Annotated in this window: 20 protein-coding genes; 9 read left to right on the top strand and 11 right to left on the bottom strand. The window is 69.7% G+C overall.

Translation table 11 applies throughout. The features are described from left to right. Positions 1 to 70: 70 nt before the first annotated feature. The 3 genes from E0497_RS08505 to E0497_RS08495 are packed head-to-tail and all read right to left on the bottom strand — an operon-like array spanning position 71 to position 2692. Positions 71 to 496: a molybdenum cofactor biosynthesis protein MoaE gene (locus E0497_RS08505; RefSeq protein WP_137724424.1), complete on the bottom strand. Its 426-nt coding sequence runs from the start codon at positions 494 to 496 to the stop codon at positions 71 to 73. Next, positions 489 to 1487: a bifunctional molybdenum cofactor biosynthesis protein MoaC/MoaB gene (moaCB, locus tag E0497_RS08500; RefSeq protein ID WP_137724357.1), complete on the bottom strand. Its 999-nt coding sequence runs from the start codon at positions 1485 to 1487 to the stop codon at positions 489 to 491. The genes E0497_RS08505 and moaCB overlap by 8 nt, the downstream gene beginning before the upstream one ends. Then, positions 1484 to 2692, bottom strand: coding sequence for a molybdopterin molybdotransferase MoeA (locus E0497_RS08495; RefSeq protein ID WP_137724356.1), 1209 nt, complete (start codon positions 2690 to 2692; stop codon positions 1484 to 1486). Before E0497_RS08495 ends, moaCB begins: the two co-directional genes overlap by 4 nt. Before the next feature lie 60 nt (positions 2693 to 2752). Between E0497_RS08495 and moaA the strand changes: the two genes are divergently transcribed. Together moaA and E0497_RS08485 are read left to right on the top strand one after the other, a co-directional pair. Beyond that, positions 2753 to 3832: a GTP 3',8-cyclase MoaA gene (gene moaA, locus E0497_RS08490; protein ID WP_137724355.1), complete on the top strand. Its 1080-nt coding sequence runs from the start codon at positions 2753 to 2755 to the stop codon at positions 3830 to 3832. After that, positions 3825 to 4079, top strand: a complete 255-nt coding sequence (locus tag E0497_RS08485) for a MoaD/ThiS family protein (protein WP_137724354.1) — start codon at positions 3825 to 3827, stop codon at positions 4077 to 4079. Before moaA ends, E0497_RS08485 begins: the two co-directional genes overlap by 8 nt. Before the next feature lie 119 nt (positions 4080 to 4198). Here E0497_RS08485 and E0497_RS08480 read toward each other — a convergent pair whose 3' ends face one another. Beyond that, positions 4199 to 4537, bottom strand: a complete 339-nt coding sequence (locus tag E0497_RS08480; RefSeq protein ID WP_241665792.1) for an SDR family oxidoreductase — start codon at positions 4535 to 4537, stop codon at positions 4199 to 4201. 13 nt (positions 4538 to 4550) lie between these two features. Beyond that, positions 4551 to 5393, bottom strand: a complete 843-nt coding sequence (nadE, locus tag E0497_RS08475) for an ammonia-dependent NAD(+) synthetase (protein WP_137724353.1) — start codon at positions 5391 to 5393, stop codon at positions 4551 to 4553. Positions 5394 to 5473: 80 nt separating this feature from the next. On the opposite strand from nadE, the gene E0497_RS08470 reads away from it, so the two are divergent. Next, positions 5474 to 6028, top strand: coding sequence for a nucleosidase (locus E0497_RS08470; protein ID WP_137724352.1), 555 nt, complete (start codon positions 5474 to 5476; stop codon positions 6026 to 6028). Here the strand turns inward: E0497_RS08470 and E0497_RS08465 are convergent, their stop codons facing one another. Together E0497_RS08465 and E0497_RS08460 are read right to left on the bottom strand one after the other, a co-directional pair. Further along, positions 6029 to 6850: an META domain-containing protein gene (locus E0497_RS08465; RefSeq protein WP_137724351.1), complete on the bottom strand. Its 822-nt coding sequence runs from the start codon at positions 6848 to 6850 to the stop codon at positions 6029 to 6031. Positions 6851 to 6859: 9 nt separating this feature from the next. Continuing rightward, positions 6860 to 7483, bottom strand: coding sequence for a TetR/AcrR family transcriptional regulator (locus tag E0497_RS08460; RefSeq protein WP_170312910.1), 624 nt, complete (start codon positions 7481 to 7483; stop codon positions 6860 to 6862). 94 nt (positions 7484 to 7577) lie between these two features. Between E0497_RS08460 and E0497_RS08455 the strand changes: the two genes are divergently transcribed. After that, positions 7578 to 8138 (top strand): NAD(P)H-dependent oxidoreductase, encoded by a 561-nt coding sequence (locus tag E0497_RS08455; RefSeq protein WP_137724349.1) that lies wholly within the window; start codon positions 7578 to 7580, stop codon positions 8136 to 8138. Between the two features lie 99 nt (positions 8139 to 8237). Here the strand turns inward: E0497_RS08455 and E0497_RS08450 are convergent, their stop codons facing one another. Further along, the gene (locus E0497_RS08450; protein WP_241665791.1) at positions 8238 to 9065 is read right to left on the bottom strand and encodes a siderophore-interacting protein; all 828 of its coding nucleotides are present in this window, start codon (positions 9063 to 9065) and stop codon (positions 8238 to 8240) included. Between the two features lie 573 nt (positions 9066 to 9638). Between E0497_RS08450 and E0497_RS08445 the strand changes: the two genes are divergently transcribed. The 4 genes from E0497_RS08445 (at position 9639) to nrdF (ending at position 13572) form a co-directional block, all read left to right on the top strand. Further along, on the top strand, positions 9639 to 9872 hold the full coding sequence (locus tag E0497_RS08445; RefSeq protein WP_137724347.1) for a redoxin NrdH: 234 nt from the start codon (positions 9639 to 9641) through the stop codon (positions 9870 to 9872). 61 nt (positions 9873 to 9933) lie between these two features. Then, a complete protein-coding gene (nrdI, locus tag E0497_RS08440) occupies positions 9934 to 10392 on the top strand; it encodes a class Ib ribonucleoside-diphosphate reductase assembly flavoprotein NrdI (protein WP_137724346.1) in 459 nt (152 codons plus the stop codon). Continuing rightward, entirely contained in the window at positions 10350 to 12518 is a 2169-nt protein-coding gene (nrdE, locus tag E0497_RS08435; protein ID WP_137724345.1) for a class 1b ribonucleoside-diphosphate reductase subunit alpha, read from the top strand. Before nrdI ends, nrdE begins: the two co-directional genes overlap by 43 nt. Positions 12519 to 12564: 46 nt before the next feature. Beyond that, the gene (gene nrdF / locus E0497_RS08430; RefSeq protein WP_137724344.1) at positions 12565 to 13572 is read left to right on the top strand and encodes a class 1b ribonucleoside-diphosphate reductase subunit beta; all 1008 of its coding nucleotides are present in this window, start codon (positions 12565 to 12567) and stop codon (positions 13570 to 13572) included. Positions 13573 to 13654: 82 nt separating this feature from the next. On the opposite strand, the gene E0497_RS08425 is transcribed toward nrdF, so the two are convergent. Continuing rightward, positions 13655 to 14131 (bottom strand): NUDIX hydrolase, encoded by a 477-nt coding sequence (locus E0497_RS08425; RefSeq protein WP_137724343.1) that lies wholly within the window; start codon positions 14129 to 14131, stop codon positions 13655 to 13657. A 56-nt stretch (positions 14132 to 14187) separates the two neighbouring features. On the opposite strand from E0497_RS08425, the gene E0497_RS08420 reads away from it, so the two are divergent. Continuing rightward, positions 14188 to 15552, top strand: a complete 1365-nt coding sequence (locus tag E0497_RS08420) for a DUF2252 domain-containing protein (protein ID WP_137724342.1) — start codon at positions 14188 to 14190, stop codon at positions 15550 to 15552. Positions 15553 to 15565: 13 nt separating this feature from the next. On the opposite strand, the gene E0497_RS08415 is transcribed toward E0497_RS08420, so the two are convergent. After that, positions 15566 to 16651: an HtaA domain-containing protein gene (locus E0497_RS08415; protein WP_137724341.1), complete on the bottom strand. Its 1086-nt coding sequence runs from the start codon at positions 16649 to 16651 to the stop codon at positions 15566 to 15568. Beyond that, positions 16635 to 17681 (bottom strand): ABC transporter substrate-binding protein, encoded by a 1047-nt coding sequence (locus E0497_RS08410; RefSeq protein WP_137724423.1) that lies wholly within the window; start codon positions 17679 to 17681, stop codon positions 16635 to 16637. Before E0497_RS08410 ends, E0497_RS08415 begins: the two co-directional genes overlap by 17 nt. Positions 17682 to 17881: the final 200 nt, after the last annotated feature.

Raw genomic sequence — 17881 nt, 5'->3', positions numbered from 1 at the left:
AGAAAGGAAGCGCTCTACGACGTCGGACGCCCACTTCGGGGGCGCCTCGTTCCTGCCACCATACCGGCGTTCACAATCCGACCCACTCGGAGGTGCCGTCCGGGGTGCCGTCGGCGAACCGCTGCCGCTTCCAGATCGGCACCTCTGCCTTGATCCGTTCGACCAGGTCCGCGCACGCCGCGAACGCTTCCGCCCGGTGCGGTGCGGCGGCCGCCGCGACCAACGCGAGATCCCCGATGGTGAGCGAACCGACACGGTGGACGGCTGCGACCGGCAGTCCGGTGCGCGCGGACACCTGGTCGCAGCACTGCCGCAGGAACCGTTGCGCGTCCGGATGCGCCTGATACTCGAGCGCCGATACCGAGCGGCCGCCGTCGTGGTCGCGGACGACACCGGTGAACAGCACCACCGCCCCGTGCTCGGGGCCGGCGACGGCGGCGTCGACGGCGGCCGGGTCGAGCGGGTCGGCCGAGATCTCGGCGAGCAGTTCACGCATCGTGGGCACCGCCACCGGCGACCTGTGCGAGCAGGTGGTCGAGGATCGGTTCGAGCACCGCGAGCCCGTCCTTCACCCCGCCCGGCGACCCCGGCAGGTTCACGATCAGGGTGCGGCCGGCCAGCCCGACCAGACCGCGGCTGAGTGTCGCGTGCGGGGTCACCTTCGTGCCGCGGCGCCGCATCTCCTCGGCGATACCGGGAAGCTCGCGGTCCAGCACGGCGCGGGTGGCCTCCGGGGTCGCGTCGGTGGGGGAGGCGCCCGTCCCGCCGGTGCTGATCACCAGGGCGGGGGCGTCGGACAGGGCGTCGGCCAGGCCGGCCGCGATGTCGGCGTCGGCGTAGACGAGGGGGCCGCGCACGGTGTGCCCGCGGGCGGTGAGCCACTCGGCGATCGCCGGACCGGTGGTGTCCTCGCGGGTGCCGCGCGCGCCACCGGTCGACGCGACCAGGACCGTCGCCGCCCCGGAGCGCACGGGGGTGACCGTCGACGGGGTTTCCGGGGTTTCCCTGTCACGCCGCCAGACACCCCGCTTGCCGCCCTCCTTGGCGAGCAGTCGCACCCCGTCGAGGGTGGCGGCCGGGTCGACGGCCTTGACCATGTCGTGCAGGGTGAGCCCCGCGACGGCGACGGCGGTGAGCGCCTCCATCTCGACGCCGGTCTGCCCGGTGGTCTTCGCGGTCGCCTCGATCGTGATCGACGTGTCGGTGAACCCGAACTCGACCTTCACCGACGACAGCGCGAGCTGGTGGCACAGCGGGATCAGCTCGGACGTCTTCTTCGCCCCCGCGATGCCCGCGATGCGGGCGGTGGCCAGCACGTCCGCCTTCGGCATGTCGTCGGCGCGCACCAGCGCGATCACCTCGGCGGTGGTGACCAGTTCCCCGGCGGCGACGGCGATCCGGGCGGTCTCGGCCTTGGCGCTCACGTCCACCATGCGGGCCCGGCCCTCGCCGTCGAGGTGACTCAGTGCGTTCGAATCGGTCGTCACAGGCTCCACACCTTCACTCGTTCGCCCGCCGCCAGGGAGGTGACGTCGGCGGGAATGTCGATCAGCACGTCGGCCCACGCGAACGCCGCCACCAGATGTGACCCGGGCCCCGACACGGTGTCGACGCCCGTGCCGGTGCGGCGTCCGCGCAGCAGTTGCCGTCGACCGGGAATCGAGGTGAGCGCGTGGTCGAGGACGGCGGTCCCGGTGGGGATCGGGGGCAGACCGGCGGCGCGGCGCAGCAGCGGGCGCACGAACACCTCGAACGACACCAGCGTCGACACCGGGTTGCCGGGGAACGTCAGCACCGGCACCCCGTCGATCACGGCCAGGCCCTGCGGCCCGCCGGGCTGCATCGCGACCTTCCCGAACCGGGCGCCCAGTCCGGACAGGACGTCCTTGACCACTTCGAAGTCGCCCATCGACACCCCACCGGAGGTGATCACCAGTTCGGCGGCGGCCACCGCGCGGTCCAGCGCGCCGCGGAAGGCGTCCGGGTCGTCGCTGCTGCGGGCGACGGACACGACGTCGGCGCCGTTCGCCCGCAGCGACGCGGCCAGCGCGGTGCCGTTGGAGTCGAAGATCTGTCCCGGCCCGGGGACGGTGCCCGCGTCGACGAGTTCGGCGCCGGTCGTCAGGACCGCGACCCGCGGCCGGGTCCGGACCGGTACGTCCGCCAGTCCGACCGCGGCGAGGACGCTCAGGTGCCGCGGTTCGAGCCGGGTCCCGGTGGGCAGCAGTGGTGTTCCGGCGCGGACGTCGCTGCCGCGGTCCCGCACGAACTCGCCGGCACCACGCGGCCGGAGCACCGTCACCGAGTCCCCGGACGCCGTGGTGTCCTCCACCGGCACAACGGCTTCCGTGCCGTCGGGGAGGACGGCGCCGGTCATGATCCGGACTGCCGTACCGGGGACGTGCGGGGCGGGTTCGGCGGGACCGGCCGCCACGGTCGCCACGATCGGCAGTGTGACCGGGACCGCCGCGACCGAGGCGGCGTCGACCGCGAAGCCGTCCATCTGCGAGTTCCGGAACAGCGGCAGGTCGACGGGGGAGACGATGTCCGACGCCAGGATCCGGCCGAGCGCGTCGGCGACCGCGACGGTCTCGGCGGGCCGGGTCAGCAGCGGTGCGAGCAGGTCGGACACCTCGGCGGCGTGGTCCTCGACGGAGCGGGCGGGACCGGTGTGCCGCTGCGTGTGTGCCATGGTTGCCCATCCTAGGCAGCCTGCCCCGCGCGCGGCGGTGACCGGCGGCATACTGGTGCCATGACGACGGCGCAGCGCACACGGGGCCGGGTGGACCTGGGTCTGCCGGCCGTGCACGACCCGCTGCCGTCGACCGCCGACCGGCCGGACGTGCCCGGGCTGGTGGACCGCTTCGGGCGTGTCGCCCGCGACCTGCGGGTGTCGCTCACCGAGAAGTGTTCGCTGCGCTGCACGTACTGCATGCCGGCGGAGGGGTTGCCGCCGATCCCGGCGCGGCAGTTGCTCACCGCCGACGAGGTGATCCGACTGGTCCGGATCGGTGTCGAGCGGCTCGGTATCGCCGAGGTGCGGTTCACCGGTGGGGAACCGCTCATGCGGCGCGATCTCGAGGAGATCGTGGCGGGCTGTGCGGCCGCCGTGCCGGGAACCCCGCTGTCGATGACGACCAACGCGGTCGGTCTCGAACACCGCGCCGACGTCCTGGCCCGGGCCGGGCTGACCCGGATCAACGTCTCGTTGGACACGATCGACCGCGCACACTTCGCGGAACTGACCCGCCGGGACCGGCTGGCATCGGTGCTCGCGGGAATCCGGGCGGCGCAGGCGGCGGGCCTGGCCCCGCTGAAGATCAACGCGGTGCTCATGGCCGAGACCCTCGACGGCGCCGCCGACCTGCTGCAGTGGTGCCTGGACGCGGGGTGCGCGCTGCGGTTCATCGAGCAGATGCCGCTCGACGCGGATCACGAGTGGGCGCGCGAGAACATGGTCGACGCGCAGGCGCTGCTGGAGGTGCTCGGGGCGCGGTTCGACCTGCGGGAGGCCGGCCGGGAGGACCCGTCCGCCCCGGCCGAGGAATGGCTCGTCGACGGCGGCCCCGCCACGGTCGGGATCATCGCGTCGGTGACCCGGTCGTTCTGCGCGGACTGCGACCGCACCCGGCTCACTGCGGAGGGCACCGTCCGGTCGTGTCTGTTCAGCGACCGGGAGGTCGATCTGCGGGATGCGTTGCGGGCCGGCGTCGACGACGAGACGATCGCGGAACGCTGGCGGGCCGCGATGTGGGACAAGTGGGCCGGGCACGGTATCAATGCGGCCGGATTCGTTCCGCCGCAACGCAGTATGGGGGCGATCGGTGGCTGACGTGCAGGTGCAGGTGCGGTATTTCGCGGCGGCCGCGGAAGCGGCGGGGTGCACCGACGAGACGGTCGAGATCGCGGCCGGCACCGACCTCGCGGGGCTGCGGACGCTGCTCGCCGACCGGTACGGCGCGCGCATGGCGCAGATCCTCGCGGTGTCCGCATATCTCGTGGACTCCGAACTGACCCGTGACCTCGACCGCCCGGTCGGGGGCCAGGTGGACGTGCTGCCGCCGTTCGCGGGCGGCTGACGCTCAGCGCTGCCGGGCCAGCCACTTCTCGAACGTGATGGTGCCGAATCTGTTGTCCGGCACCAGGTTTCCGCCGTCATGCAGGAAGGAGCCCGTCGAGCCGGGCATCCGGAGGTTCCTCACCCGGCCCCGCGCCCCGGTCGCGGCCTTCCATGCGACCGCCATGTCGCGCATCGTGAGGATCTCCGGGCCGCCGCCAGAAGATTCGCGGTGCCGGTATCGAGAACCCTTCGGGCACTGCGGGTCTTGCCGTCCGTCGTGCCGATCACGACGTCCACCCCGGCGAGGGCAGCGGCCAGGCCGGTGCCGCGCACCAGATCGCCGGTCACCCGGACGGCGCCGTCCTGCGCGCCGGGCCGGCGGCTGAGGACCCGCACCGTCTCGCCGCGTCGCACCAGTTCGGTGACCACGGCCCGCCCCGCGGTCCCGGTGCCGCCGGCCACCGGATACGTCGTCACGGTTCCTCCCGGATCAGTCCCGCCACCAGGTGTCGGACGGGGTCACCGGCACGGTCCGCTTGTGCCGGGTGTTCGTGAACATCCGGGTCAGCCGGTCGGCGACCGCCTCGGGCACATCGGCGCCCTCGAGGAAGTCGTCGATCTGCTGGTAGGTGACCCCGAGCGCCACCTCGTCGGGCAGTGACGGCCGGTCGTCCTCGAGATCCGCGGTCGGTACCTTGCGCCACGTACTGTCCGGGGCGCCGAGCTCGCGCAGCAGCGCCGCCCCCTGCCGTTTGGTGAGCCCGGTGAGCGGGGTGACGTCGACACCGCCGTCACCGAACTTGGTGTAGAAGCCGGTCAGCGCCTCGGCGGCGTGATCGGTGCCGACCACCAGGTAGCCGAGTTCCCCGGCGATCGCGTACTGGATCATCATGCGTTCGCGGGCTTTGACGTTGCCGCGCACGAAGTCCCGCAACCGCTCCCCGTCGCCGAGCAGTTCCCGCATCGCCGCGGACGCCTCCGCGATCGTCGCGTCCGCACCCGGGCGGACGTCGACCGTCAACGACCGGTCCGGCGCGACGAACGTCAGCGCCGTCTGCGCGTCGTCCTCGTCGACCTGCACGCCGTACGGCAGCCGCACCGCCACGAACTCGGCGTCGACCCCCTCGGCCCGCAACTGTTCGGCCGCCAGCTGCGTCAACCGTCCGGCCAGGGTGCTGTCCTGTCCGCCGCTGATACCGAGCACGAAACCCCGTGCCGGCGTGGACGTCAGGTAGTCGGCGAGGAACTGCACACGGCGCCGGATCTCGTCGGCCGGATCGATCGTCGACCGGACCTGCAGTTCCCCGATGATCTGTGCCCGCGTGATCGCCATGGAGGCACTGTAGCGGCCACCCGGCAGGATGGGGGCGCGGCGACCGTCCGGGCGCCGCCGCCGAGCAGAGGGAGATCGTCATGGGCAGCACCGGAATCCTCGTGGTCAGTGCCACCACGGAGGAGGCCGCGCACGTCCCGGACGGCTTCGACGTCGTCGTCACCGGCATCGGCAAGGTCGCCGCGGCCGTCGCCGTCTCCGCGACGCTCGCGCGGTATCCGGCCGGCCGGATGCCGCTCGTGGTCAACATCGGCACCGCCGGCGGCCTGCACACCCACCACAGTGGCCTGTACGTACCGTCGACGGCGATCAACCACGACATCAGCGCCGAGGTGCTGCGCTCGCTCGGGCACCGAGTGCACGACGTGATCGACCTGGACGGCGGCGACGGTTCGGTGCTGGCGACGGGGGACGCGTTCGTCTCCGACGCCGCCGTCCGCGACGCGCTCGCCGCCCGCGCCGACCTGGTCGACATGGAGGGGTTCGCGGTGGCGTCCGCGTGCGAGCGGTTCGGTGCCCGCTGCCGGCTCGTCAAGCACGTCAGCGACCACGCCGACGACACCGCGATGGACTGGCCCGCGCAGATCGACGCCAGTGCCCGGGTGCTCGCGGACTGGCTGGCTCGGGCGCTGTGACTACCGGGCGCGCAGCCCCAGGCCGGTGCCGTCGGCCTTCGTCAGGCGCATCGTCGGGCCGTCGACCGCGTAGGTGACCTCCCCGTCGAGGACGTGCAGCACCGACCGCTCCACCTCGGCGACGGCCTCGTCCGCGCACGCCATCTTCGTGGACGCCAGCGGGCCGAACGTGATGGTGCTGTCGCCGACGGTGACCGGACCGGAGAACCGGTTGCAGCCGCTCGAACCCGAGACCTGACCGTCCTGGCCGATCGTCAGGGTCGCGGCCGCGGTCTCGATCGCCTGCGACGACATGATCGCGTCCGCGGAGATCAGGGTGTCGACCGTCCACGTGGTGCCGATGACGGGCCGGTCCGGGTCGGTGGTCTTCTTGTCGGCGAGTTCGATCGTGACACCGGGCGACGACAGTGTGAGCACGTCGTTCGTGAGGGTCCACGCCGGTGTCGCGGCGAACACGTCGGCCATCCACGTGTCGGCGGCCGCGACGTCACCGGGGCACGCCATCATGGTGGTCGCGATCGGGCCGGCCTTCACGGTGCCCCCGGACAGGTCGACGCTGCCGACCCCGCGGTTGCAGCCCGCGCTCATCGCGATCCGGTCCCGTTCGGGGAACGCGACCTCGAACGGCCCACCGCCGGGGATCGCGGTGCCGGTCACCGACGTCGACAGGAACGTCCGGCCCCACAGTGCGTCCGCCGGCGAGGCCGTCGTCGTCGCAGCGGTCGTCTCCGACGTCCCGGTGGCGTCGGAGCCGTCGGAGCTGCCGCATCCGGTCAGGGCGGCGACGGACATCAGGGCGAGGGCAACCAGTGGTGTGCGCATGCGCACACCCTAACCGCCGGTCGGGGCCGTTCGGGTGACCCTGCGCGCCAAGTCTTCCCAACTGTCGGCGATCCGGTCGTGCGAGATCCCGCGGGCCCGGATCAGGTGCAGCACCAGCGTCGCCTCGAGCGGGGCGAGCAGGGAGACCGCGAGCAGTTCGACGTCACCGCCGACACCGACTTCGGTGAGCAGCATCGTGACGTGGTGCAGGCTCACCGCCCGCGCGGGCGCGCCGTACCGGAACTCGGGGGAGTTCTCCGCTGCGCGCAGGACATCGCCCTGGACGGTCACCATGTCCAGGCGGGCCCGCCCGAACGCGACGAGCCGGGCGATCGGGTCCGCTCCCGGACCCAGCGGCGGCGGGCCGAACATGAACGCGTCCTGGAGTTCACGCTCGGTGTGGTCGAGCAGCGCGTTCATCAGCCCGGATCGGCTGCCGAACCGGCGGAACACCGTGCCCTTGCCGACCCCGGCACGGGCGGCGACGGCCTCCGTCGTGACCGCGTCGGCGCCGTGTTCGGCGATCAGAGCGGCCGCCGCGTCGAGGAGCAGTATCCGATTGCGGGCAGCGTCACATCGCTCGGGGATCTCGCCGTCCACCAGCGGGAGAAGTGGGCTGTTCACGCCACGCATCGTAGCCCAACGGGAACATAAGTGGACCACGGTCCGTTTGTGCTGGTATACCTGTTGCAGCGTCAACTACCGCACCATCGAAGGAAATTTCGCCATGTCGCAGACCCGCGTCCTCGCCCTCGTCGGCAGCCTCCGCACCGGATCCGTCAACCGTCAGCTCGCCGAGACCGCCGTGTCCGTCGCCGCCGACGGCACCTCGGTCACCCTCTTCGAAGGCCTCGGCGACCTGCCCTTCTACAACGAGGACATCGACGTCCCCGGCGCCACCATCGCCGGCGTCGACGAACTGCGCGCGGCCGCCGCCCAGGCCGACGCACTCCTGCTCGTCACCCCCGAGTACAACGGCACCATTCCCGCCGTCCTCAAGAACGCCATCGACTGGATCTCCCGCCCCTACGGCGCCGGCGCAGTCAAGGACAAGCCCGTCGCCGTCGTCAGCGCCTCCCCGAGCCCCAACGGCGCCAAGTGGGCCCACGACGACACCCGCAAGGCCCTCGGCATCGCCGGCGGCAAGCTCGTCGACGCCGAACTGTCCATCGGCTCCACCATCACCAAGTTCGGCGAGGCCCACCCGCGCGACAACGCCGAGATCGCCGGCCAGATCGCGGAACTGCTCGCCACCCTCGTCGCCGCCACCGAACTCGTCGACGCCTGACATTTCGGCCTCCCGCCCGTTCAGCTGAAGGGACCCTTTGTTCGCCTCAGGCGACGGAAGGGGCCCTTCAGCTGTTTCGGGGGTGGGGGAGCCGAGCCCCTACAGCCCCGCGCGTTCCATGGCCTCGTCGACGGCGTCGCGGACGGTTTCGAAGTCGGCGTCGGATGCCAGTGCCGCGGCCTGGGCGGCTTCGATGCGGTCGCGGACCTGTTCGTAGCGGGCGGTCCAGGTGTCCTTGTCGGCGCGCCAGTAGCCGATGACGTCGTAGCGGTCGGCGGGGAAGTCGAGGTCGTGGCGGAGTCGGCGGCGCACGATGCGGGACAGTCCGGCTTCGCCGGCGAACCACACGTAGCCGGGGCCGTCGGGGGGCGTCCAGGCGCGGACGGTGGCGGCGAGGGCGCTGGGGCCGATGCCGTTGCCGGTGCCGTGCAGCCAGGTCCAGGTGACGTCGCCGGATGTGTCGATGTGCTGTTCGTCGAGGGGGTCGGTGATTTCGGCGACGACGTGGACGCGGGTGCCGGGCGTGAGTTCCTCGAGGATGCGTCCGACGGCGGGGAGGGCGGTCATGTCGGCGATCAGCAGCTGCCAGGCGGTGTCGGCGGGCGGGTGGTACCAGCCGGATGCGGAGGTCACGCCGAGGATGTCACCGGGTGTCGCGTGTAGTGCCCAGTGCACGGCGGCGCCGCCGTCGTGGACGGCGAAGTCGATGTCCATTTCGGTGGTTGCGGGGTTCCAGTGTCGGACGGTGTAGCTGCGCAGCCCGGGTTCGGGGCCGTCGGTGGGGAACATCACGAGGAGGCGTTCGTCGGGGTCGCCGCTGGATCGGAAGTGGTCGAGGTCGCCGCCGGACAGGGTGATCCGCTGCATGTTCGGCGTGATGCGTGCGACGCGTGTGACGGGCGCGAAGAGGTAGTGGTCTACGGGCACGGGTGACACCTTCGCATGCGGGGGTCGATTGTGACGCTGTCGACAGTCGGTTACTTCACGGTTAACGCCGCGTTCGGGGTGTTCGACGCGTCGTCGTGCGGATTCGTCCACGGTGTCGGCGTGTCGTCGGCCAGCGTGTCGTTTGCCGGCGGGGAGGTGCGTGCGAGCACCCTTCGGGGGAGGTGTGGTCCCGGGATGTCGGCGTGTCGCGTGGCCGTCTCGCGTGGCACTGCGTCAGGTGGGGGAGAGGTGGTGTGCGATGCGGCCGGGATCAGGCCGCGCCACCTGCCGGAACGTCCGGATCCGGACCCCCGCTCGGCGGTGTGCGACACGCCGGATCCATCTACTCCCTGGGGATGGAGCCTGGGGAATTCCGGGGAATTCCACGGGTGTGACTCACAAGATCTCGCGTTGTACCGAACTGTCGGCCACAAGGTGTAGTGTCTACACAGCCGAGAGGGCGCATCGGGAACCCGGCGGGTTCCGGGTCGCGGAGTTCGTCTCGACCTCGGCGCGAAGACTGCATCACCGACGTTTGCCAGGCTCGTCAGGCCGTGGGAAAGAGGGACCGAAATGAGCATCACCGTCTACACCAAGCCCGCCTGCGTTCAGTGCAATGCCACCTACCGCGCCCTCGACAAGGAGGGGCTCGAGTACGACGTCGTCGACATCTCCGAGAACCCGGAGGCGCGGGACTACGTGATGGCCCTCGGATACCTTCAGGCGCCCGTCGTGGTGGCCGGTGACGACCACTGGGCGGGCTTCCGTCCGGACCGCATCAAGACCCTCGCCGCAAACGCGGCCTGACGCGGCGCGGCACTCGCCGCGGGGTGGCCGGACAACGCTCGACTGGAACAGGTGAGAATCGATGACATCGCTGGTGTACTTCTCCAGCGTGTCGGAGAACACGCACCGATTCGTTCAGCGACTCGGCGTCCCCGTCACGCGCATCCCGATTCACGACCGCGAGGGCACCCTCGAGGTCGATGAGCCGTATGTCCTGATTCTTCCCACCTACGGGGGCGGGACGACGGCCACGGGGCGCGACACGAGCTACGTGCCGAAGCAGGTCATCCGATTCCTCAACAATCCGAGCAATCGTGCCCTTATTCGGGGCGTGATCGCGGCCGGAAACACAAACTTCGGCGAGTCGTACTGCTACGCCGGGAACGTGATTTCGCAGAAGTGTCAGGTTCCGTACCTGTACCGCTTCGAACTAATGGGAACAGCCGAGGACGTCGTCGCCGTGCGCGAGGGCCTCGCACAATTCATGGAGAGTGAACAGTGGCACCGACCATCACAGATTCAGCCCCGGCTGGGAGTGTAGAGCGCGCCGCGGTGGGCGACATGGACTACCACGCGCTCAACGCGATGCTGAACCTGTACGGTCCGAACGGCGAGATCCAGTTCGACAAGGACGTCGCGGCGGCCCGCCAGTACTTCCTGCAGCACGTCAACCAGAACACCGTCTTCTTCCACAATCTGGACGAGAAGCTCGACTATCTGGTCGAGGAGAACTACTACGAGGCCGAGGTCCTCGACCAGTACTCGCGGGAGTTCGTGAAGTCGCTGATCGACCGGGCGTACGCGCACAAGTTCCGGTTCCCCACGTTCCTGGGTGCCTTCAAGTACTACACCTCCTACACGCTCAAGACGTTCGACGGAAAGCGCTACCTCGAGCGGTTCGAGGACCGCGTCTGTATGGTCGCGCTGACCCTCGCCGCCGGCGACGAGGCGCTGGCCGAGCACCTCGTCGACGAGATCATCTCCGGACGCTTCCAGCCGGCCACCCCGACGTTCCTCAACTCCGGCAAGAAGCAGCGCGGCGAGCCCGTGTCGTGCTTCCTGCTGCGCATCGAGGACAACATGGAGTCGATCGGCCGGTCGATCAACTCGGCGCTGCAGCTGTCCAAGCGCGGCGGCGGAGTTGCGTTGCTGCTCAGCAACGTTCGTGAGCACGGTGCGCCGATCAAGAAGATCGAGAACCAGTCCTCGGGTGTCATCCCGATCATGAAGCTGCTCGAGGATTCGTTCTCGTACGCCAACCAGCTCGGTGCCCGCCAGGGTGCCGGTGCCGTCTACCTGCACGCGCACCACCCGGACATCTACCGCTTCCTCGACACCAAGCGGGAGAACGCGGACGAGAAGATCCGCATCAAGACACTGTCGCTCGGTGTGGTGATCCCGGACATCACGTTCGAGCTCGCCAAGAAGAACGAGGACATGTACCTGTTCTCGCCGTACGACGTCGAACGCATCTACGGTGTGCCGTTCGCGGACGTCAACGTCACCGAGAAGTACCACGAGATGGTCGACGACAAGCGGATCCGCAAGTCGAAGATCAAGGCGCGCGAGTTCTTCCAGACGCTCGCCGAACTGCAGTTCGAGTCCGGCTACCCGTACATCATGTTCGAGGACACGGTGAACCGGGCCAACCCGATTGCCGGCAAGGTCACCCACTCGAACCTGTGCTCGGAGATCCTGCAGGTGTCGACGCCGTCGACGTTCAACGACGACCTGTCCTACAGCCACATCGGCAAGGACATCTCGTGCAACCTCGGCTCCCTCAACATCGCCAAGACGATGGACTCGCCGGACTTCGCGCAGACCATCGAGACGTCGATCCGGGCGCTGACCGCGGTCGCCGATCAGACGGCGATCGACTCGGTGCCGTCGATCAAGCGGGCCAACGACGAGGGGCATGCGATCGGCCTGGGGCAGATGAACCTGCACGGGTACCTTGCGCGGGAGCGGATCTTCTACGGCTCCGACGAGGGCATCGACTTCACGAACATCTACTTCTACACCGTCGTCTACCACGCGGTCCGGGCGTCGAACCTGATCGCGAAGGAACGCGGCACCTCCTTCGCGGGCTTCCCGGAGTCGAAGTACGCGTCCGGCGAGTACTTCGACAAGTACACCGACCAGGTGTGGGAGCCGGCCACCGAACGGGTCCGTCAGCTGTTCGCGGACGCCGGCGTGCACATCCCCACCCAGGGCGACTGGCGTGAGCTGAAGGCGTCGGTGCAGCAGTACGGCATCTACAACCAGAACCTGCAGGCCGTCCCGCCGACCGGCTCGATCTCGTACATCAACAACTCCACCAGTTCCATCCACCCGGTGGCCGCGAAGATCGAGATCCGCAAGGAAGGCAAGATCGGACGCGTCTACTACCCGGCGCCGTACCTGACGAACGACAACCTGGAGTACTACCAGGACGCGTACGAGATCGGGTACGAGAAGATCATCGACACCTACGCCGCCGCCACCCAGCACGTCGACCAGGGCCTGTCGCTGACCCTGTTCTTCAAGGACACCGCCACCACCCGCGACGTCAACCGCGCGCAGATCTACGCGTGGCGCAAGGGCATCAAGACGCTGTACTACATCCGTCTGCGGCAGATGGCGCTCGAGGGGACCGAGGTGGAAAACTGCGTTTCCTGCATGTTGTGACCGCCGATTCTCCAGTCCTGCACCGACACTCGAACAGGGAAGAACGATGACCTCCGCATCCCACGCGCATTCGCCGGCCGACGGCACGCGCATCAAGCTGATCGACCGCGTCTCGGCGATCAACTGGAACCGCGTTCCGGACGAGAAGGACTCGGAGGTGTGGGACCGTCTCACCGGCAACTTCTGGTTGCCGGAGAAGGTGCCGGTGTCCAACGACATCCAGTCGTGGGGGACGTTGACGCCGGGTGAGCAGCAGCTCACGATGCGGGTGTTCACCGGTCTGACGTTGCTCGACACGATCCAGGGCACGGTCGGTGCGGTGAGCCTCATCCCGGATGCGGTGACCCCGCACGAGGAGGCGGTGCTCACCAACATCGCGTTCATGGAGTCGGTGCACGCGAAGAGCTACTCGCAGATCTTCTCCACGCTGTGTACCACCCGGGAGATCGACGACGCGTTCCGCTGGTCGGAGGAGAACCCGAACCTGCAGCGCAAGGCGCAGATCATCCTCGACTACTACAAGGGTGACGACCCGCTCAAGCGCAAGGTGGCGTCCACGCTGCTCGAGTCGTTCCTGTTCTACTCCGGCTTCTACCTGCCCATGTACTGGTCGAGTCGGGCCAAGCTCACCAACACGGCCGACATGATCCGCCTCATCATCCGTGACGAGGCCGTGCACGGCTACTACATCGGCTACAAGTACCAGCGCGGACTCGAGCAGGTCACCCAGGCCGAGCGTGAGGAACTCAAGAACTACACGTTCGAGCTTCTGTTCGAGCTGTACGACAACGAGGTCGAGTACACGCAGGACCTGTACGACGAGGTCGGGCTCACCGAGGACGTCAAGAAGTTCCTGCGCTACAACGCCAACAAGGCGCTGATGAACCTCGGCTACGAGGGCCTGTTCCCGAAGGACGAGACGGACGTCAACCCGGCGATCCTGTCGGCGCTGTCCCCGAACGCCGACGAGAACCACGACTTCTTCTCCGGGTCGGGCTCGAGCTACGTCATCGGCAAGGCCGTCAACACCGAGGACGAGGACTGGGACTTCTAGTCTCCTCGCGAACCCCTTTGTGGCCGAATGTCACACACGTTCAGTCGAACTGAACCGATGTGACATTCGGCCACAAGCAGTTTCACCCCCGCACGAACCACGCCCGTTCGTCGCCGCGGAGGGCGGCCGCGAGCCGGTTCTTCGACGAGTCGGTGAGGTCCGTCGGCAGGGTGCCGGGGGTGAACCAGCGGACTTCGAGGTTCTCGTCGTCGGCGACATGAGCCTCACCGGACACGGCGCGGGCGAGGAAGCACACGTCGAGATAACTCGCGACGTCCCCGTTGGGGTAGGTGATGGGGCCGGCGGTATCGACGCTGGTGATCCTCACCAGTTCGGCCTCGATCCCGGTTTCCTCACGGATCTCCCGCAGTACGGCAGGGCCGGGTTCCTCGCCGGGTTCGAGGATCCCCGACACCACCGCCCACAGGCCGTTGTCGGCGCGCCGGGTCAGCAGCACCCGGCCGGTGTCGTCGACGACGACGGCACTCACGCCGGGCAGCCACAGGGGCGCGTGCCCGACGTGGGCGCGCAGTGCGGTGAGGAACTCGGGGATCGGCACGCCGACGACGGTACCGCCGGGCACGGATCGGTGTCGGTGAGGTACATAATCGCCGCATGACTGTGCAGCAGGCCGAGACGGGCGCGGTGTCGTCGAACGGAGACGGCGGGCGGTCCCGTCGCAAGATCGTGCCGCGGCGCGCACTGGGGGAGTGGGTGCCGTCCACTCGCGGCCACGACGCGTTGCGGACGATCCTGGCGCAGAACGCGATCCGTGACCAGCAGTTGCTGGCGTTGCGGCACGGCCGGATGGCGGCGTCGCCGTGGACGTACTACCGGGGCGCCGCCGCGGTGATGGCGGCGGATCTCGCGTCGACACCGCACACCGGGATCGACGTGCAGCTGTGCGGGGACGCCCATGTCCTGAACTTCGGCCTGTGGAACACCCCGGAACGCAACTTGGTGTTCGACCTACGGGACTTCGACGAGACGCTGCCCGGCCCGTTCGAGTGGGACGTCAAACGGTTCCTGACGAGCCTGGTGGTGCTGGCGCGGGCGAACGGGCTGCCCGCGGGCCGGGCCGCGGAGGCGGTGCGAGCCGGGTTCCGCGGCTACCGGGAGTGGATCGGCACCTACGCGACCCGGCCCGAACTCGACATCTGGTACGACCGGATCGACACGGGACAGCTGATCGCGTACACCGCGGCCGACGACGAGCACCGGCTCGACCGGATGGTCGAGAAGCTCGCGGTCAAGCGGACGAACCGCGGCGCCGCGAAGAAACTGGTGCGGATGGTCGACGGCCGCACCGGGATCGTGGAGGAACCGCCGTACCGCACCCACGTGCTCGAGGGCGGTGGTGCGGAACTCGACGCGATCATCGGGCAGTACCACGAGTCGGTGCCCGACCACGTCGCGAACCTGCTCACCCGGTTCGACCTCGTCGACGCCGTGCAGCAGGTGGTGGGCGTCGGCAGCGTCGGAATGCGCGTGTACCTGGCGTTGTTCGAGGAACGCCGGACCGGCGATCCACTGTTCCTCCAGGTCAAGCAGGCCGGCCCGTCGGTGTACGAGCAGTTCGTCGGCGCGAGCACCTACGGCAACCACGGGGCGCGGGTGGTGCAGGGGCAGCGCATGATCCAGAGCGCCACCGACATGTTCGTCGGCTGGACGTCGATCTCGGGACGCGACTTCTACGTCCGCCAGTTCCGGGACGGCAAGGTCATCCCCACCGGGGACATGATCGCGGGACGGCTGCCGCAGTTCGCGTCGGCCTGCGGGCACGTGCTGGCCCGCGCGCACGCGCGCAGCGGCGACCCGGCCGCGATCGACGACTACCTGGGCGCCTCGGACCGGGCGCAGGAGGCGCTGGCCGGGTTCGCGTTCGCGTACGCCGACCAGAACGACCGCGATCACGCTCAGCTGGTGGCGGCGATCGCCGACGCCGACGTCCCGGCCGCCGAGGGGTGGCCGGGACGGTAGCGATGTCGGACGGTCAGTACCGGAACGTCACCGGTGCGGCCTGCTGGCCCGAGTAGGGGAGCAGGATCGACGGCTGCAGCGGGAACAGGAACCGGGCCGGGGCGTCGGTCACGTCGTGCGATCCGGGACGAGTGTCCAACTGCGCGAACCGGATCCGGCTCATGGCGTCGGTGCCGACCATGTTGCCGTCGGACGTCTCCGCGGACAGGAACGTGCCCTGCGGGGTGAATTCGATCCACGGGTTCGCGAGTGCGATCTCGGCGAGATGGAACCGGGTGAACGACACGACGGTGCCGCGGTAGCGGACGGTGCCCAGGCCGGTGGCCGGGTCGACGTCGGAACCGTCGAGCGCGAACGTCAACCGGCCGTCACTGCGGACCGTGGCGCCGTCGGAACCGGTGACCGAACCCTGCGTCGCGTTCTTCACCAGATCGGTGTATCCGGGTGCCAGACCCCACACCAGGTCCTGCGACGGTGCGACGGGCGCGTTCGGGCCGGGCGTCGGATCGAAGGCGACCGGGACCGCGAGTTCCTCGGCGGCGTTGACGGCGTCGGCGGCGGCGTAGGTGTAGACGCCGTACTCGGCGCCCACGGGCACGGTCGCCGGCTTCTTGACGGTGAGGGTCGCGGTGAACGAGCCGTCACCGCCGAGCGGCACCCACTGCTGGCGGATGGTGCGACGGAAATCGAACGGCACGTCCGGGACCCGGTTCAGGGCGTCCTCGGACATCACCCATGCTGTCGCCGAACGCTGCTGTCCGACACGGGAATCCGCGGGCGAACCCTGAGACGGTCGCCAGTCGTCGGTGAACGCGCCGAACGAGACGAACGTGCCGTGCGGGACGCCCGGCGGCACCGGGACCGGCAGGCCGCCGGTGTTGGCGTTCGGGTCGAAACCGGTGCCGCGCACCACGATACGGTCGCCCTCGTGCACGGCGGTGTCACCGAGCGGGGTGACACCGTCCGCGGCGAACACCGTGATCGACGGGCCCGACGGGGTGGCGGCCTGCGCGGTGGCGGGGGCGGCGCACGCGATCACGGTCGCGGCGGCCGCGACGGCGCCGCGGGCGAATCCTCGGGTCCTACGGGGCGTAACCATTCAGAGAACTCCTCACATCGGTGATGACGGCACGGGCGGCGACGATGCCGTTGCCGGCGTTCCACACCTCGTCGTCGACCGCGAAAACTCGGTGGTCGGTAGCGGCTCCGAGATCGAGCCACGCATCGGATTCGAGGACGCCGGTGCCGTGCGCGAGGCCGGCGGGTCCGTCGAAGCCGACGTAGATCAGATCGCCGTCGGCCGCGGCGAGATCGTCGACCGGCGCAGTGGCCGTCTCGATCCGCTGGGTCTGCGGGCGTGCGACGCCGATGTCGGCGAGGACCCGCCCCGCGAACGACCCGGGTCCTTCGATCGTGGCCGCGTCGGCGCCGAACCGGATCACCGACGTCTGCGTCAACCGTGCGCCGAGTTCATCCCCGGTACGGGCCGCGTCGGCGGTGTAGTCGTCGAGTGCCTGCCGGGCGGCACCCGAACGACCCAGTGCCGCACCGGCGACCCGGAACCGGTACTCCCACGAGGACGGATCGTCGCCGGACGCCGAGATCCAGCCGAACCGGCCGTCGTGGAGAGTCCCGGTCGGGACTGCGGCGATCACTCGGTCGGCGAGGTCGGCCGACAGGGGAGCGGATGCCAGGACGAGATCGGGTGCGGCCGCGGTGATCCGGTCGACGTCCGGTGCGCCCTCGGGGCCGATGTCGGGAAGCGCTGCGATCCCGGCACCCAGGTACGACGGTCGTCCGCCGTCGACCGGCGACACCGTCGCGCCGACGACCCGGTCCCACATCCCGAGCGCGCACACCGCATCCAGTGCGGCGCTGTCGAGGACGACGATCCGCTGCGGGTCCGGCACGCCCGGGTCGGCCGGGGTCGGTGCCGCGCACGCACCACTGGTGTCCCGCTCGACGGTGACGACCCCGGCGCCCGCGATCGCGGTGGTCTTCCGCACGATCGTCGACGCGTCGTCGTCGGAGGTGTCACTGCATCCGGCGAGACCCGCGACGGCCAGTGCGGCCGCGGCCGCGGCAACGGTTGCGCGACGGGCGAGGCGAACGGACGGGGAACTGGGTATCACGGCGATTTCCTGTTCGACGAGCTCCTGCAGGCGGGCCGATCCAGGCTAGCCGTTGTGCGGATCCACCTCGAAGACCTTCGTGGGGTCGTCGAGGTGGTCTGGGAGGTCCGCGGGAACCCGGAGGCGGTGGCGCCCGTTGTCCCTGCAGTGGCGGCGGCGACGGCGGTCGGTGCGCGACGGGACTGTGTGGACACGAG

The sequence above is a fragment of the Prescottella subtropica genome (assembly GCF_005434945.1).
In the GTDB taxonomy this organism is placed as follows: Bacteria; Actinomycetota; Actinomycetes; order Mycobacteriales; family Mycobacteriaceae; genus Prescottella; species Prescottella subtropica.
Note: the sequence above shows the minus strand (reverse complement) of the source record. Positions and strands in the feature narration are given on the sequence as shown.